Here is a 16,436-nt window from a genome sequence, read left to right on the forward strand (position 1 = left end):
AAGACAGAAATGTTTCCGGCCTGCACGGTGACGAAGCATGTCTCGCGGAGTTAGTCTTTATACAGGCACCTCGCTTGACATCTCCTATCCCAAAGCGTGTTCGAACCGGAATTGCCTTTGCAGCGATTCTCGCTGTCTGTGCGCCGTTGACGGCGCATGCCGCCGATATCTCCACGGATGACGATGCCGCATCGCTGATGATAGCCACCGCAGACTTTAATGGAGACGGTATCGCGGACACAGCGACGGTCGCCTTTGCAGGCGGCGAAAGCAGGCTTACGATCGCGCTCGGTCGCGCAGATGGCAGCATGCAGAAGATGCCCTCGCAGAAGCTCTCAGGCGAGCGTCTGCGTTCGCTTGTTACCGGGGATTTCGATCATGATGGCAAGCCGGACCTGGTGATTGCCGATGCGGATGGAACCGTCTCGCTGTTGCTCGGCGATGGTGCGGGAGGTATCCGCGATACCAGGGAAGTTGCTCGGCTGGATTCCGCGATCTCTGTCACCTCCGCCGATTTTGACCGCGATGGCAAGCTGGATCTGGCTATTTCCGACTGGCGCGCCAGTTCGATAACAGTATTTCTTGGCACAGGTGCGGGGCGGTTTCGCCAGGCATGGTCATTTCCCATGCGCATGCGCGGAACGACGCCGCAGCTTTCGGCGGCCGACTATAACGGGGATGGCATTCCGGATCTGGCCGTGATCTACGGCGATGACGATCAGTACACCTATGATGTCATGCTGGGCAACGGGCAGGGAACCTTCACCTCTTCGCCGGAGCTGAGCACGGCAGTGGACGCGAACGCCCACTGCCCGACATAGCTTTTAGCGCTTCGCCATCGACTCCGGCAATGCCCATGCAAACATCACGCCCCCGCTGCTGGTGAGCACATACTGGCGTCCGTCCAGCTCGTAGGTGATGGGCGAGCTGTTCATCGACGAGCCCGTTCCTACATGCCACAGGGTTTTCCCGTCCGCCGTGGCGAGCGCCAGCAGGTTGCCGTGAGCGTCACCGGTAAAAGTCACACCGGAGTCGGTTGAGAGAACTCCGGCATTCGATCCGCCGGGTCCGAGGTCATGCGACCAGCGGATCTTGCCGGTCTGGTAGTCGATCGCCTCAAGCACGCCCTTGCCCCAGAGACCGTAATCCGCGCCCGCCCAGCCGTAGTATCCATCGGCAGGTTTCGCGAAGTAGATGCTGTAGCTCGGGTGAGCGTCGACGATGAATAGACCCGTCTTGGGGTCGAAGCTGGGTGAACGGAAGTTCGTCATGCCGCCTTCGTCCGGCGCGATGAAGCGGCCGTCGGGTGTCGGCTCTTTATCGACATTCGGGATCGGATGACCATCCTTGTCGATGCCGGTGGTCCAGTTCGTCGGACCGTAAGGAACGGTCAGCAGGCTCTTGCCGTTGGTGCGATCGATGACGAAGAAGTAGCCGTTGCGCGAGGCCTGCATCAACATCTTTTTGGGCTGCCCGTGGAACTGGCCGTCGACCAGCACTGGCGGTTCCACTGCGTCCCAGTCATGCGTGTCGTGCGGCGAGACGGAGAATCCCCAGGAAAGCTTGCCGGTATCCACATCGAGCGCAACGATGCTGCAGGTGTAAAGATTGTCGCCGGGGCGTGTCTTGCCGGTCAGCACCGGGGTCGGGTTACCCGTGCCCCAGTAGAGCAGGTTCAGGTCAGGATCGTAAGTGCCGGTGATCCACGTCATGCCACCGGTGGTTGCGTTGGGAGTGCCTGCGGGAGGCGTCGCATCCCACCTCCACTGCGTCTTGCCGGTCTCGGGATCGACCGACATAAGATAGCCCTGCAGGTTATCCATGTCGCCGGAGACGCCGACGATCACGTGATCCTTCACAACCAGCGGGCACATGGTCGTCCAATAGCCTTTGCTGACGTCTGATACCTGTACATCCCACCGGACATGGCCGTTCTTCGCATCGAGCGAAAGCAGATGTCCGTTCGGCGTAAGGAAGTAAAGCCATCCTTTGTACATGGCGACGCCGCGCTGCCCGATGTGGTCTCCGTCTTCGGTCGGCTTGTTGTAGTGCCAGAGCATGTGGCCGGAGCGTGCGTCCACGGCCCAGATGTTGTCAGGCACGGTGAAGTAAATGATTCCATCGACCAGCAGCGGCGATGCCTTGATGCTGGCAGTCTGGCCTGTCTGGAAGGCCCACGAAAGGCCAAGCTCATTCACGTTCTTCGGAGTGATCTGCGTGAGCTTGCTGTGGCGTCGGCCGGAGTAGTCGCCGTGATAGCTGGGCCACGAGTCCGGAGTGGGGTGCAGGATGGCATCCGGCGTAAGGTTTTGCGCGTGCATGGGTGCAGCGAGTACAGGCAGCATGGCAGACGCCGCAATATAAGCAATTTGTCGCAATAGCTTCATCGTGATCTTTGACCTCATCAGCGGCTCCGCTCGCCTATTTCAGCGTCTGGATATAAGCCATCAGGTTGTGAATATCGTCGTCCGTGTATTTGCTGAACAGCTCTACGTGCGCATCGACCGGCGAATCGACCGTGAAGTGAATGCTGCGCACCGGCCACGAGTGGTAAATGCCTTCAGTGTCGCGCATGCCCAGGACCCACTCATCGCGATATGCCAGCGTTCCGGCGATCTTCTGCCCGGAAGCAAGCGTAACCTCGACCTTGCTGACCGTGTCTTCGGGATAGAGCATGCGGCGCTCAAGCTGCAGGCCTTCATAGCGCGATGCAACTCCGGCGAGATCGCCGGTTGGCGAGTGGCACTTTGCGCAGCCGCCCGCACCGTTGAAGTAGGCCTTGCCTGCCTCAACATTGCCGGTCTGCAGGTCGGAGACATCGACGCCGCGGCGTCCGCCGGGCCGTGATGAGGCCTTCTTCTGTTGCGAGTGAATGAAGGCAGCAAGGCTGCGAATCTCTTCGCTGTTGAAGTTGAAGGCGGGCATCTTCTTCTCTGGACGCCCATTGCGAACCACTTCGCCGATCTTGTCTCCGCCGACGTCGGCAAGCGCGAGCTTCGACCGCGTAAGATCGGGACCGGTTTCGCCGCCGCCTGCATCACGTCCGTGGCAGAAGGCGCAGTTGCGCTGGAAGAGATGGCTACCGGCATCGGCCAGGTTCGAGGAGGCGCCTGAAGCCGATGCTGGCGTGGACATGGGATCGGTTGCCAGGAAACGCAGCAGCTCCGAGACCTCCGCCTCCGGCAGATTCGGGAAGGCCGGCATGCGCCCCCTGCCGTGACGGATGAGCATCGTTATCTGCTCGGGCTTGAGCTGGCGGTTGATGTCAAGCAACGGCGGAAAGCCAGGCAGATTGCCCTGGCGTTGCTCTCCATGGCAGACGGCGCAATGCTTTGCATAGGCTTGAGCGCCGAGGTGAGCATCGGCAGCCTGCGCACGAGCCGAAGGTGCGCAGGCCAAAGCAGAGACCAATGCGAAAGCAGAAAGAAGCAGCGAGGATGCAGAAAGCGTTTTTTTCATTCACTACCTTCGATAACGATTCGTCGGTTCTAATGCGTCCGTTTGAGCCGGTTATCCGGTGTACTTCATCAACACCATGAAGCCGTAATCCATGTGCAGCTGCTGATGGCAATGGATCAGCGTGTCACCCGGATTATCAGCAACAAAATCTACGGCAACGGTATCGAGCGGCATCACGTTGACGACGTCCTTCTTCAGGCCGCTAAGTTTTTTGTCGCCGATGCTTACCACTTCGAATGTGTGACGATGCATGTGGATCGGGTGCTGGTCGCCGCTGCCGTTGCGCAGGATCATGCGATAGCGCTTGCCCTTCTGCACGCTGATCGGTTCCGCATTTGGCCAGGACTTGTTGTTGATCGTCCAGGTGTCGAACTTCGAGCCGTGCTGAGCGCCGATATCGCGGAAGGTGAGCGTAAAGGTCTCGTCCGGAGCAGGTGCCTCTGCCGTGCTCGCAAAACGGGTGTAGTCCCACTCAGCTGGCGTCGGATCTTTCCAGACCGGCTTGCCCTTGTGTCCCGCGTACTCGACAACGATTCCCAGACCCATCTGGCGCGATTTTTCGAGCGTTGAACCCAGAACCCAGACACCTGGAGAATTCATCTCCACAATCGCGTCCACGCGCTCGGCCACGGCCAGTGAGAGCACCTCGACCGATTGAGGATTGGGCACCGGGTTGCCGTCCATGGCGATCACCTTGAAGGTGTGACCCGGGAAGGCCAGTACAGCGTTCTCGGTGGCGCTCGCGTTCAGCAGGCGCATCAGCACGCGCTGGCCCTTTTTCACGCGGATCGGCTCTCCCGCTCCAAGCATGTGGCCGTTGATGGTGGCGTACTTGTAGCCTACGTCTGAGCCGGAGGTCAGGGGGCTGTTCGCGGACATCTCGCGCATGTTCTCGACCATGGGAACGAACGACGGCTCCCACTGATGGAGCGCGAGGTTGATTTCCTGGTCATAGTGGCCCGGCTCGTCGCGTCCCTCGACCAGCAGAAACCCGAACTGGCCGGTGTAGGTGCCGATGGAGAGGTTGTCCATCGCGGTTGTATGCGTGTGGTACCAGCGCGTGCCGGCGGGGCGCGGGATGAAGGAGTAGCGCTGGGTGTGGCCGGCGGCGATCATCGGCGAACCCTCTTCCATCGCGCCGTCGTTCAGCGGGTCGATCGCCAGGCCATGCCAGTGGGTAATGTCGGCCTCTGACGTTGCATTCGTAACGTCGATGGTGACCGGTGTGCCCTCGCGCAAACGAAGCAGCGGACCGGGAACCTGTCCGTTATAAGCCAGCGTCTTAACCGAGATGCCGGGCCCGATTTCAAGCGTGCAGGGCGCAATGCGCAGCTCGTGATCTGCTTTCGTGGCGTTTTGACCGAACAACATGCGAGGCGCGAGAGGCGACAGAGAATTTGCGGCGACCAGTGCGCTCGCGGAAGAAAGAAAGGTTCTGCGATTCATACGGCTTTTCCTGTGGGTTGAGGGGCGGCGTATCAGTGATTGCCGGCAGTCGTGTTGACACGCGGGTGCGATGCCGTGCTTCCTTCGGTCATCCCAAGCGCCCACTTAATAGCTTCGAAATACATCTTCTTGATATCTGGATCTTCCCACGCTTCTTCCGTATGTCCAAGTGTCGAGTAGAAGACGCGGCCTTTGCCGTACATCTTGGTCCAGGCTACGGGGAAGTCGTGGTCCATCCGGTGAATGCGCGGATTGTTGCTGTAATCGAGCTTGGAGGGGTCGAGGCTCAGCAGCACATTGACCTTGTCGCGCGACCAGTCCTTCGGTTGGTAGATCTCGTCGTACTTGGTGAAAGCCTTGGGGAAATGACGCACAGCAGGGAAATCGGGGCTTTCGTTGATGATCGGTGCGTTGAAGGTCATCCAGGGATGCTGATCGAACCAGCCGCCGGTCATCTCGCCATACTCTGGCCATTTGTAGTTCGTATCGAGCGCCGCGTGGATGCCGACGAAGCCCTTGCCGTCCTCATGAATGAAGGACATCATGTCCTTCTTCTGACTGTCGTCCATGTCGAGCTCGCCGGTGGTGCTGGCGAAGACCAATACGTCGAAGTAGTCCAGATTCTTGGCGTTCCGTCCGAGATCTTTCTTCGTCAGCAGCTCCGTGTCGGTTCGCATCTCGGTATCCCACAGGCCGCTTTCTTTGCCCATGTTGTAGATCGCGGCCATGGCGGCAGAGACGGAATCGTGCTCGAAGCCCTTTGTCTCTCCGATTACCAGTACATGCTTCAGATGGATCTGCTTGGCGTGCGGAGGAGGCGCTACGTCCGGCTGCTGTGAAAATCCGAGGTGGGGAGCGACGCCAACCAGCAGCAGGCACACGGCAGATGTAAGAGAGCTTCGAAGGGAAGGCAAGGAATCTCCTTGGCAGAACCAAATTTTCTATTGGTATGGAAGGATAACCGCTCGGCAGCACAAGTGGGAAGGGGCGTTTGTCCTATAAAGTTCGCACATGAAACGTTATCGAAAGCAAATGGCTGCGCAGGAGGCCCCGCACAGCCATTCTCGAAGGCTACTTGCCGGTGTAGGTGACGCGCCACACGCTGCGTGAGCCGTCATCGGTGACGTAAAGTGCTCCGTCATGACCGACCGCGACGCCCACAGGGCGGCCCCAGACCTGGCCATCCTTGGTAACGAACCCGGTAAGGAAATCCTCGTACTCGCCGGTAGCCTTTCCGTCCTTCATGGGGAGGCGGATGACCTCGTATCCGCCACGATTGGCGCGGTTCCAGGAGCCGTGTTCGGCCGCGAAGCCGTCGCCGTCGTAGTCGGAGGGGAACATGGATTTTGTCGTCGGGTAGAAGGTCAGCTCCAGCGAAGCCATGTGAGGCTGCACCAGCACGTCGGGCGTGATGACCTTCGATTTCAGTTCAGGGTGCGCCCCCTGATGACGCGGATCCTGGGTGCCACCCATGTAGTACCACGGCCAGCCGTAGAATCCGCCCTCCTGGATCGAGGTCACGTAGTCGGGGACAAGGTTATTGCCCAGGCCGTCACGCTCGTTGGTCGAGCACCACAGTTTCCCGGTGATGGGATTGATGGCCTCACCCACGCAGTTGCGGATGCCGTAGGCATAAACCTTCTCGAATTTGCCTTCAGGCGTGTATTCGAGCACGTCCGCGCGGTGGAATTCGCTCGGGTGGGTATCCGGATCGTCGACATTGGAGCCGCTGCCGACTGACACCAGCATCTGCTTGTTATCCGGCGAGAAGACCACGTCACGTGTCCAGTGGCCGCCGCCGCGGAGTTGCGCATAGCCGGGAATGTCGGGAATCACGGTCGACGGAGCCGCCGATGCCTTCAGATCGCCGGACTTGTACGGAAAACGCATGATCGTCGTGGCGTTACCGACGTAAACCCACTGAGGGTTCGGACCCTTCGGGTAGAAGGCGATGCCGAAGGGATGGTCGAGGCCGGTCGCGAATGTGCTGATCTTCTCCGCTTTACCCTGGGCGTTGACTCCCCGAAGCACGAGGATGGAACCGGCCTGAGAATCCGCAATGAACAGGTCGCCGTTCGGTGCCGTGCGGATGATACGAGGCATTACGAAGGTTCCGGTAACCGGGGCATGCGTTTGCTTGTTGTTTTCCGCCCGCTCCATCGGCGGCGCATCTCCGCCCGCATACAGCTGCACCTTGAAGCCGGCCGGTGCAGTAGGCCACACGCCGTCTGGTCGCTTTACAACGTCCGGACCATTGTCGACGGATTCACTGGGGTTGGGGGCGGGAAGGTCGGCAACGGTAATCTTGCGGCGCACGCCTGGCTTCTGCTGGTCGTAGCCGGCGAAGGCCGCTTTGCCGGTAATGGTTTGCTGAGCGGGAGCGGCAATGGGCAGCGCGAGAGCAATCGTCAGTGCGGCGAGTTGTTCTTTCGTTGCGATAAATTTCAGCTTCATATTTCTCCTTTCGGAACCTTCAGTCCGAAATTTTCATCTTGCGTCTGGGCCGCTGACTTCTGTCAGATGCTCAGAAATCGCCATCGAGGACGGTGAGTCTCAAAAGACCAGCCGGCGTTGAGCAGCAGTTAGGCTATGTTCTGCCGATGCCCGAATCTTTGCGCATGAAAAGACCATTCAAATTGGTCAGAAGCTCGAAAGTGTTTTAAAGCAATATCCCAGGAGGATTTGGCCTCTCTGGTGGCGTAGCCATATTTCTGTTAAGGATCAGAAATCAAATGGTCTGACCGTTGTCTGGAAGTATATCGTCCACGCCAGAGATGGGCATCTCGCTGGCTGAGACGCCTATCTCCGGGGGACTGGAACGAACCCATTCACGATTGCAGCGACCTCCGTGTCTGTTGCAAATCTGTTACATTGGCGCAATGATTCGGCGTTTTGCTGCTTTGCGGCCTGCCTGCTTCATCACCGTAACGATCGCCGGCATGCGGCGTACTACGCTTACGGGTAATGCTGGATGGTGACAACGGCCTCCGTGACAGCCGCCAGGCTGAGCACGCCCGACCTCGTACTGGTTGCGGTTTACCTGGCAGCGATCACCCTTTTCGGCCTGCGCTTTCGCAAGCAGGATCGCTCCCTGAAAAGCTATTTCCTCGCCGATCAGCGCATCCCCTGGTGGGCCATCGCGCTCTCGATCGTTGCAGCGGAGACCAGCACGCTCACGATCATCAGCGTCCCAGGGCTCGCCTACACCGGCGACTGGGGATTCCTGCAGATCGTTCTTGGCTACCTGGTGGGACGCGTCGTGGTCTGCCTGCTCTTCCTGCCCCGGTATTTTCGCGGAGAGCTGCTGACCGCCTACCAGGTGATCGGCGAGCGGTTCGGCGCGCGCCTGCACAAGGTCACGGCGTTTCTTTTCCTGTTCCTGCGTGCGGCGGCCGAGGGTGTCCGTGTGTTCGCGGTTTCGATCGTGGTAGGCATCGCCATCGGCACGCGAGATGTCGTTTCCATCGCTATCATCTGCGCGCTTACGCTGATCTACACGCTTGAAGGCGGCATGGCAGCAGTGATCTGGACCGATGCCGTGCAGATGATTCTGTACGTCGTAGGAACGCTGGTTGGCGTGGCGGTGCTGGGCAAACTGGTGCCCGGTGGATGGGGACACATTCACACCGCTGCCGCGGCGGCGGGTAAGCTGACCATCTTCCACTTCGCGCTGAACCTTACTTCGACCTACACTTTCTGGGCTGGCCTGATCGGTGGCTGCTTTCTGACCATGGCCAGCCATGGCACCGATCAACTGATGGTGCAGCGGCTGCTGGCTGCGAAGAACCTGCGGCAGTCCCGCATTGCATTGCTCAGCAGCGGACTGGTGATACTGGTGCAGTTCGTCCTGTTTCTCGCTATTGGTACCGGACTTTATCTTTTCTATTCCGGCGTTGCACACGGCAGCGCGCCTGCTTCGGCCGATCGCGTCTTTCCATCGTTCATCGTGCAACAGATGCCGCGCGGTGTTGCCGGGCTGATGGTTGCCGCGATTCTTGCCGCTGCCATGTCCAACCTGAGCGCGGCGGTCAATTCACTCAGCTCCAGCAGTATTGTCGACTTCTACCTGCAATGGAAGCCCGATGCGGATGAAGCAAACCGCGCAAAGCTCTCGCGCATCATGACATTCTTCTGGGCGCTGGTACTCTTCGTGCTGGCGATGATGTCGCGTGGCGGCGGTCATGTTGTAGAGGTGGGGCTCTCCATCGCTTCGGTTGCGTATGGTGCGCTGCTCGGAGTCTTCCTGCTGGGAACGCTCAGCAGGAGCGCCACGCAGAACGGCGCGCTGGTAGGAATGATTGGCGGCTTTGCGGCCAACCTGCTGCTCTGGCAGCAGACCCATCCCATCGTGTTGTCGCTGGGTGCATGGCATCCAGTCGTGCCGAAGATCGCGTGGACCTGGTTTGTCCTGATTGGATCCCTGTTGACCTTTGTGCTGGGCTGGGCTGCGAGCAAGCTGTTACCTGACACCAAACATAGAATTACTTCCTGACGCTTATGGCATTTCGCAACTATCTCTCGGTCAGCCTCTTCTCACTTTGCGCATTCGTGCCTTCCGCTCTCTTGCATGCGCAGTCGCAGCCAGATTTCCATTCCATCGATACCATCGTGCAGCAGGGAATCGAGGAGAAAAAGTTTCCCGGAGCGGTCGTCATCGTCGGTCATGGCGGTCAGATCGTCTTCCATCGCGCCTACGGATACAAGTCGCACTCGCCTGACGAGCCTATGAGCGAGAACACCGTCTTCGACGTAGCCTCGCTTACCAAGGTGCTGGCGACTGCTCCTTCGGTCATGCAGCTTTATCAGCAGGGAGCATTCCTGCTGAACGATCCTGTGTCGAAGTATCTTCCGGACTTTGCCGTGAACGGAAAACAGGACATCACCATCCGCCAGTTGCTGACGCATTATTCCGGACTGCCTCCGGACGTTGCGTTGGATGATGTCTGGGAGGGTAAGCAGGAGGGCCTTCGCCGTGCGTTTACCTCGGTTCCGGTAACGGCTGCGGGCGTGCAGTTCCGCTATAGCGATATCAACTTCATCACGCTCGGAGCGCTGGTGGAGAAACTCTCAGGCATGACGCTCGACGAGTACTTCGCGAAGAATGTCGCTCAGCCGCTGGGCCTCACCAGTTCGCGCTTTCTGCCGCCTTCCTCATGGCGCCAGCGGATTGCGCCGACACAGTATGACCATGGAGTGATGTTGCGCGGAGTTGTGCATGACCCAACTTCGCGGCGCATGGGTGGCGTTGCCGGACACGCGGGCCTCTTCAGCACGGCAGGCGACGTCGCAATCTATGCGCAGAACCTGCTCGATTGCCTGGCAGGCAGGCCAAACCAGTTTCCCCTGCGAAGATTGACGCTAGAGAAGATGACCATCCCCGAGCAGCCTGCCAACGCGGTTGCCATGCGCGGGCTGGGCTGGGATATCGACACGCCATTCTCGTCGAACCGCGGCGAGCTGTTTCCGGTGGGATCGTTTGGACACACCGGCTTTACCGGCACGTCCGTTTGGATCGACCCATCGAGCGACACCTACGTGGTGATGATGACGAACGCCGTCTATCCGAACGGGCCGTCGGGCATCACTCCGATACGCGCAGCGGTCGCCACGGTGGCAGCGCAGGCGCTCGGCATTGCAGATGATCACGGTGCTCTTGGCGCAAAGCTGACCGGCTACAACGAATCGCTTGCAGGCATGCGTCATCGGCCCGACCGCAATGGTGCTGTCCTCACAGGCATAGATGTCCTCGAAGCAGATCACTTCTCGCAGCTTGCTGCCATGGCCGTGAAGCATGGCGGGCACCTGCGCATTGGCCTGCTTACCAATCAGAGTGGCCTCGATGCAAACGGCAAGCGCACCATCGATATTCTGCAGAAAGACGCAAAGGCAGCCGTGCCGGGATTGGAGCTCAAGACGCTTTTCTCGCCGGAGCACGGTATCAGCGGCACAGAGGACAAAGAAGGAATCAACAACACGGTCGATTCGGCGAGCGGTATTCCCGTGATCAGCCTCTACGGAAAGACAAAAGAAGAGCGTCGTCCATCGCAGCAGGCATTACGGCAGCTGGATGCTGTACTGATTGATATCCAGGACGCAGGCGTCCGCTTCTATACCTACGACACGGTTGTACGTTACTTTCTCGAAGCCGCGGGACAGAGCGGCACGGAGATCGTGGTCCTCGACCGTCCTAACCCGATCGGAGGGTCGTTCGTGCAGGGACCGTTATCCGATGTCGGCAAAGAAAGCTACGTAAACTTTGCCCCCGTGCCATCGCGACACGGCATGACGATCGGCGAACTCGCGCGATTCATGAACGGCGAGTATCAACTACATGCGCCTCTCAACGTGATTGCGATGCAGGGGTGGCAGCGCGGCGACTGGTTCGATGCAACCGGGCTTGCGTGGGTCAATCCTTCTCCGAATCTGCGCAGCCTGCAGGCTGAGATTCTGTATCCGGGCACGGGATTGATCGAGACGTCGAACATCTCGGTCGGACGCGGCACCGATACGCCGTTTGAATTCGTAGGCGCTCCCTGGATCGACGCCCGCGCACTGGCATATGCGCTGAATGCACGATTCCTGCCCGGCATTCGTTTTGTGCCGGTAAGTTTCACCCCTCAATCGCCCTATCCTTATGCGAACCAGCTTTGCCACGGAGTGAACCTGGTGGTCACGGATCGTAATGTGCTCGATGCGCCGGAACTGGGCCTTGAGATTGCCTGGCAGCTTCACAAGCTCTATCCGAACGATTACCACCTCGACAAGATAGACACGCTGCTTGCCAATCAGAGCGTGCTGCACGATCTCGAGGAAGGACGCGATCCGCAGCGCACCGATGAAGACTGGCAGCCATCGCTCCAGGAGTTCCTCACGAAGCGCAAGCCGTATCTCCTCTACTGAAAAGCAGCGCTTAAAATAAGGACAGGAGATTGCGTAGAGATGGAACAGAAGCCCTGCTGTGCGCCGAAGATGATTCACCTTGAGCCTGCGCCCAGTGCCCAGCATGTGACGGCGGAGCGTGAAAGCTTCGAGGGGATGGTCCGTCTCGAAGGTGGTACTTTTCTGATGGGCACGGACTACGAACGAGGCTTTCCTGCAGATGGGGAAGGTCCGGTGCGGCCTGTTACTCTTTCGCCTTTCTGGATTGACGAAGCTCCCGTCACCAATGCGCAGTTTGCCGAGTTTGTATCCGCAACAAAATATGTAACAGAAGCTGAACACTTTGGCTGGTCGTTTGTTTTCTGGGCTGACATTCCCGAAGAAAAGTTCGAAGAACTTGTGAGTGACAATGTCCAGAGTGCGCCGTGGTGGTGCAAGGTCGACGGCGCGAAGTGGAACGCTCCGCAGGGGCCGGGATCGAATATCGAATCGATCGCAGATCACCCCGTGGTGCACGTCTCGTGGAACGATGCAGCCGCATTCGCGAAGTGGAGCGGAAAGCAGCTGCCGACCGAAGCCGAGTGGGAGTTCGCCGCCCGCGGTGGCCTGGTCCAAAAGCTGTATTGCTGGGGCGACGAATTGACGCCCGAAGGAAAACACCAATGCAATATCTGGCAGGGAACCTTCCCCGGCAAAAACACCTGTGAGGACGGCTACGCTAACACCTCTCCCGTTCGCGCATTTCCCGCAAATGGCTATGGGCTGTATTCGATGGCCGGAAACGTGTGGGAGTGGATGGCCGACTGGTTTATCAGCAGCCACTCCGCAGCCGAATCGACTGACCCCGTTGGGCCGCCGTCAGGCGGCACCAAGGTGATGAAGGGCGGCTCCTACCTGTGCCACGCGTCGTATTGCAATCGCTACCGGGTTGCTGCGCGCACGCAGAACTCTCCCGACTCCTCTACTTCGAATATGGGGTTCCGCTGCGTGCGCCGCGAGCTTACGAAGTAAAGTTCAGGTCAGAGAGTTCTGCTGCGGAGTCGTTGTCGAGATAGAGCGTCGCATTCGGATGCGTGCGCAGAATCGTCGCCGGGCATTGCGTCGTGATCGGTCCCGTCAAAGTGTGGCGCACGATCGCAGCTTTGCGCGGGCCTGGTACGGAAACGATAAGCCGCGGAACGCGAATCAGAGCGGGGATAGTGATGGTGATGGCTTCGGATGGCACATCACTGATTGACGCGAACCAGCCCTCTGCCGCCTGCTGCTCTTTGCAGGCATCATCGAGGGGAACTACTTTTACATCTTCCGGGTCAGAAAAATCCGCCACGCCCGGATCGTTGAAGGCAAGATGTCCGTTTTCGCCGATGCCCATCAGGCACAGTTGTGGCGACGCCGCTTTCAATTCCGCAGCAAACTCGGCGCAGAAGGCTGCCGGATCGGCTGCGTTACCGTCCACTTCGTCAAATCGTCCGATGGGAACTTTCTGCGTCAGGTTCTCGCGCAGATACTTGCGGAAAGAGGCAGGATGCGTCACCGGAAGGCCGATGTACTCATCCATGTGAAAGCCATGCACGTTCTTCCACGGCAGGTCGCTCATGCCGGTCAGAGCATCGAGAGTGCGAAGCTGCGATGCGCCGGTCGCGAAGATCACGCTGATTGTGTGCTCACGCTGCGCAATCGCAAGCAGGGCCTCGCGTGCTGCGCGGGCAGCCGCTTTCCCTAGCGATTCAGCATCAGGGTAGATTTCGACGCGAAGGTCTTCAACTTTGAAGGATTGCGTGGGGTTCTCGGCGGACATAGTTCGAGCCTCGCACGAAGAGCGGCGATTCGCAACCGCTCTTCATGCCTTGAAGCGCCCTGTCAGGCCTTCAGCAGGGGAAGAATGACTGAGTCGATGGACGCATCCGTGATGCTATCTAGCTTCACGTTGCGGAAGAGGCTCCAGTCCTCGATAAGTTCCACGGTCTGGCCGGGCTGAACATTGCTGAGCGGCCCGAGTGTCTCGAGTTCCAGGAACAGGTTGTTGGTGAAGGTCTCGAAGGAGCATCCAAAGTCTGGATAGGTCTTGCTGGCGTCGGCAGTGGTTTGCTTCAGGAACAGTTCTCCATTCAGCAGGTACGCGCCCCAGGTCTTCTCGTTGAAGTGCCCGATCTTCTGCGCTTCGGCGTTGTTCGGATCCTGCTGTAGCGCGAGGTATTTACGCGTGAGCGTCCAGCGCTTGTCGGAGAAGTCGGTGTAAGCCCACATCACCAGCGGGTTGCTCGCTTCCAGGTTCTCAGGATGGTGACCGCGTGGAGGAAAGCCGGTAAGAGCGAGTCCGCCGGGAGCCATCATCGTCAGCGCCCAAGGCGCGAATTGCAGCGCAAAGAGCGACTTGTTGGTGATGCGATGTGCCACGGCAACCTTACTGCCGGTGGGTCCAAAGCTGATCTCCATTTCCTTTTGCAGGCCGGTTGAGGGCTCGACCGGAGCGCGGGCAATCAGGCCTTTCGGCGTGACGGTGATCTCTACGGGAACATTGTCTGGCGCGTAGGTGGCCACTTCGTCTTCCGGAGCCTTCCAGACGCGGTTGCCGCCGCGAATCTGGAACTCTGTTTCACCGCTCTTGCCTAGCTGCTCCTCAAACTCCTTGAGCAGGTTCTGTCCGCCGGCAAAGCCGAAGCGCATGATGCGCGGGCCCACATCGCCGGTGATGACGAGTTCGACTTCTCCGTTGGTGACGCGATAGCAGTTTTGCCATCCCTTGTACTCCGTCTTCTCGACCTTGATTCCTGCCTGCAGGCTCATTTCGACAAATCCAATCCGTGAGGGGTAATTTTCGCAGCGTTCCGTCAATCGCCGTAATCATACGAGAGATCTGGCGGCAAACTGCTCGACACTACCATGCATCGTCCTGGCACTCGATGTCCACCTGACCAAGGGTGGATCGCAGTTCTTTGTTGTTGCAACTATTTTCCGGTCTCGGCGATGTAAACCGCAAAGGGAGCTAGAGTCATGCCCTTCGCGGATACATTCCTCGCGGCGGACGGAGTCGCAAGCAGCGTGTTGAGGTGCCTCATGCTTTCGCCCTGCTTCGATAGGTCGAGGTCGACCTTTTGCGGTGAGGCCGACATGTTGAGCGCCACAAGCACTGACTTGCCCTTGTAGCTTCGCAGATAGGCCAGCACATTCGGGTCGCTGTTGTTCAGCGAAGTGAAATCCCCTTCGATGAGCGCCTCGTTTGTGTGACGCAGTGCAAGCAGGCGCTTGTAGAAATTGAGAATCGAGTTGGGATCTTTCAGCTCTGTTTCAACATTGTGCGTTTTATAGCTTGCCGGAACCGGCAGCCATGGCTTGCCCGTGGTGAATCCCGCGTTGGCTGACGTATTCCACTGCATCGGCGTGCGCTCGCCGTCGCGGCCCTTATTCTGTGGCCAGTTGTTCTTGCCCAGCGGGTCAAGCACGTCTTCCTTGCGCTTAGGATCGTTGTTTTCCATGCCAAGCTCTTCGCCGTAGTACATGATCGGCGTGCCGCGCAGTGTCAGGTACATGCCGGCCATCAGCTTTGCGATCTCGTCGTTGTGCTTGCCGTCGCCATAGCGGTTGTAGGAGCGAGTCATGTCGTGGTTGGTGATGACCCAAACCGGCCACTCGCCCGAGCTCTCCGCCTGATTGATCTGGGTGCGGAACTTCGAAGCAGAAAGCACGTTGATGGTAGTGAAGAGGAAGTCCATTGGCATCTGGATCTCGTCGTCATGGGGGCCGTAATACTCGTGCAACTGGTTAATGTTCTCCGTCCACGTCTCACCGATCAGCACGGCATTGCTCTCGTCGGCGACTTTCCGCAGCCTGCGCAGCACCTCGTGGTTCTGCGGCAGCTTGTCGTTGTATTTGTTGATCATCTCCTTCGTGCCGTCGCTGTTGGTCTTGAAGGGGTTGTCGCGGAGCTGCGGATCTTCAAAGAGCGTGTCTACTGCATCGAGGCGGAAGCCCGAGACGCCGCGCCTGTACCAGAAGCGCGTGGCATCGAACATCGCCTTCTCCACCGCGGGGTTGCGCCAGTTCAGGTCAGGCTGTGCCGCTTCGAAATAGTGGTAGTAGTACTGTCCTGTCTTCTGGTCGAATGTCCACGCGGGGCCGCCGAAGTCCGACTCCCAGTTGTTCGGAGGCTGGCCACCGGGTTTGGCATCATGCCAGACATACCAGTTCCGATATGGCGATGTCTTCGAAGAACGCGATTCGAGAAACCATTTGTTCTGATCAGAGGTGTGATTGATCACGAAGTCGAGAATGATGCGGATGTGATCCTGCTTCGCCTGCGCCGAAAGGCGATCGAAGTCGGCAAGTGTGCCATACATCGGATCGATGTTCTGATAGTCGGCGACATCGTAGCCGAAGTCCTTCTGCGGGGAGGGAAAGCATGGGGTGATCCAGATCGCATCGACGCCGAGCGCTTTCAGATATCCCGTCTTCGATGCAATGCCGTTCAGATCGCCGATGCCATCGTTGTTGCTGTCAGCGAAGCTGCGCGGATAGACCTCGTAAAAGACCGCATGACGCCACCACGGGTGACCCTCCGCATCAACATTCTTCATGGCGGTTTGAGCAGAAGCGAGCGCCGGAGCGAGTGCAAGCAGGGCCGCAGCGATTCCGTGTTTCAACATGGTTTGCTC

The 16,436-nt window shown here is 58.8% G+C and carries 12 protein-coding genes; 4 read left to right on the forward strand and 8 right to left on the reverse strand.

Annotated features, from left to right (window positions below; genetic code table 11):
• Window positions 1-74 precede the first annotated feature (74 nt).
• Window positions 75-821: an FG-GAP repeat domain-containing protein gene (locus LJD29_RS13375; protein WP_446742036.1), complete on the forward strand. Its 747-nt coding sequence runs from the start codon at window positions 75-77 to the stop codon at window positions 819-821.
• A 3-nt stretch (window positions 822-824) separates the two neighbouring features.
• Here LJD29_RS13375 and LJD29_RS13380 read toward each other — a convergent pair whose 3' ends face one another.
• The 5 genes from LJD29_RS13380 to LJD29_RS13400 form a co-directional block, all read right to left on the reverse strand.
• The gene (locus tag LJD29_RS13380; protein WP_446742037.1) at window positions 825-2,405 is read right to left on the reverse strand and encodes an acido-empty-quinoprotein group A; all 1,581 of its coding nucleotides are present in this window, start codon (window positions 2,403-2,405) and stop codon (window positions 825-827) included.
• 16 nt (window positions 2,406-2,421) lie between these two features.
• Window positions 2,422-3,459 carry a c-type cytochrome gene (locus LJD29_RS13385; protein ID WP_446742038.1) on the reverse strand — a complete coding sequence of 346 codons (1,038 nt, stop codon included), beginning with the start codon at window positions 3,457-3,459 and terminating at the stop codon, window positions 2,422-2,424.
• A 51-nt stretch (window positions 3,460-3,510) separates the two neighbouring features.
• On the reverse strand, window positions 3,511-4,905 hold the full coding sequence (locus LJD29_RS13390; protein WP_446742039.1) for a multicopper oxidase family protein: 1,395 nt from the start codon (window positions 4,903-4,905) through the stop codon (window positions 3,511-3,513).
• Window positions 4,906-4,937: 32 nt separating this feature from the next.
• Complete coding sequence (locus tag LJD29_RS13395; RefSeq protein ID WP_446742040.1) at window positions 4,938-5,819, reverse strand: ThuA domain-containing protein; 882 nt, start codon at window positions 5,817-5,819, stop codon at window positions 4,938-4,940.
• Window positions 5,820-5,976: 157 nt separating this feature from the next.
• On the reverse strand, window positions 5,977-7,359 hold the full coding sequence (locus LJD29_RS13400) for a PQQ-dependent sugar dehydrogenase (RefSeq protein ID WP_446742041.1): 1,383 nt from the start codon (window positions 7,357-7,359) through the stop codon (window positions 5,977-5,979).
• A gap of 517 nt (window positions 7,360-7,876) precedes the next feature.
• Between LJD29_RS13400 and LJD29_RS13405 the strand changes: the two genes are divergently transcribed.
• Genes LJD29_RS13405 through LJD29_RS13415 form a run of 3 tightly spaced genes read left to right on the forward strand, consistent with a single transcriptional unit; the run spans window position 7,877 to window position 12,795 of the window.
• Entirely contained in the window at window positions 7,877-9,397 is a 1,521-nt protein-coding gene (locus LJD29_RS13405) for a sodium:solute symporter (RefSeq protein WP_446742042.1), read from the forward strand.
• 5 nt (window positions 9,398-9,402) lie between these two features.
• On the forward strand, window positions 9,403-11,805 hold the full coding sequence (locus LJD29_RS13410) for an exo-beta-N-acetylmuramidase NamZ domain-containing protein (RefSeq protein ID WP_446742043.1): 2,403 nt from the start codon (window positions 9,403-9,405) through the stop codon (window positions 11,803-11,805).
• Window positions 11,806-11,844: 39 nt separating this feature from the next.
• Complete coding sequence (locus LJD29_RS13415) at window positions 11,845-12,795, forward strand: formylglycine-generating enzyme family protein (protein ID WP_446742044.1); 951 nt, start codon at window positions 11,845-11,847, stop codon at window positions 12,793-12,795.
• Here the strand turns inward: LJD29_RS13415 and LJD29_RS13420 are convergent.
• From LJD29_RS13420 to LJD29_RS13430, 3 genes are all read right to left on the reverse strand, one after another.
• Window positions 12,785-13,582 carry a glucosamine-6-phosphate deaminase gene (locus LJD29_RS13420; protein ID WP_446742045.1) on the reverse strand — a complete coding sequence of 266 codons (798 nt, stop codon included), beginning with the start codon at window positions 13,580-13,582 and terminating at the stop codon, window positions 12,785-12,787. The two genes, LJD29_RS13415 and LJD29_RS13420, sit on opposite strands and share 11 nt — an antisense overlap.
• Before the next feature lie 62 nt (window positions 13,583-13,644).
• On the reverse strand, window positions 13,645-14,571 hold the full coding sequence (locus LJD29_RS13425) for a hypothetical protein (protein WP_446742046.1): 927 nt from the start codon (window positions 14,569-14,571) through the stop codon (window positions 13,645-13,647).
• Window positions 14,572-14,732: 161 nt separating this feature from the next.
• Window positions 14,733-16,427, reverse strand: coding sequence for a glycoside hydrolase family 13 protein (locus LJD29_RS13430; RefSeq protein ID WP_446742047.1), 1,695 nt, complete (start codon window positions 16,425-16,427; stop codon window positions 14,733-14,735).
• Window positions 16,428-16,436 lie beyond the last annotated feature (9 nt).

Origin of the sequence: Silvibacterium acidisoli, assembly GCA_022870745.1 — a bacterium.
GTDB lineage: Bacteria > Acidobacteriota > Terriglobia > Terriglobales > Acidobacteriaceae > Silvibacterium.

Coding starts and splice junctions, on each gene's coding strand:
- LJD29_RS13380 (WP_446742037.1), bottom strand. CDS start 2,405: ATGAGGTCAAAGATCACGATGAAGCTATTGCGACAAATTGCTTATATT.
- LJD29_RS13415 (WP_446742044.1), top strand. CDS start 11,845: ATGGAACAGAAGCCCTGCTGTGCGCCGAAGATGATTCACCTTGAGCCT.
- LJD29_RS13430 (WP_446742047.1), bottom strand. CDS start 16,427: ATGTTGAAACACGGAATCGCTGCGGCCCTGCTTGCACTCGCTCCGGCG.
- LJD29_RS13425 (WP_446742046.1), bottom strand. CDS start 14,571: ATGAGCCTGCAGGCAGGAATCAAGGTCGAGAAGACGGAGTACAAGGGA.
- LJD29_RS13405 (WP_446742042.1), top strand. CDS start 7,877: ATGGTGACAACGGCCTCCGTGACAGCCGCCAGGCTGAGCACGCCCGAC.
- LJD29_RS13400 (WP_446742041.1), bottom strand. CDS start 7,359: ATGAAGCTGAAATTTATCGCAACGAAAGAACAACTCGCCGCACTGACG.
- LJD29_RS13390 (WP_446742039.1), bottom strand. CDS start 4,905: ATGAATCGCAGAACCTTTCTTTCTTCCGCGAGCGCACTGGTCGCCGCA.
- LJD29_RS13410 (WP_446742043.1), top strand. CDS start 9,403: ATGGCATTTCGCAACTATCTCTCGGTCAGCCTCTTCTCACTTTGCGCA.
- LJD29_RS13420 (WP_446742045.1), bottom strand. CDS start 13,582: ATGTCCGCCGAGAACCCCACGCAATCCTTCAAAGTTGAAGACCTTCGC.
- LJD29_RS13385 (WP_446742038.1), bottom strand. CDS start 3,459: ATGAAAAAAACGCTTTCTGCATCCTCGCTGCTTCTTTCTGCTTTCGCA.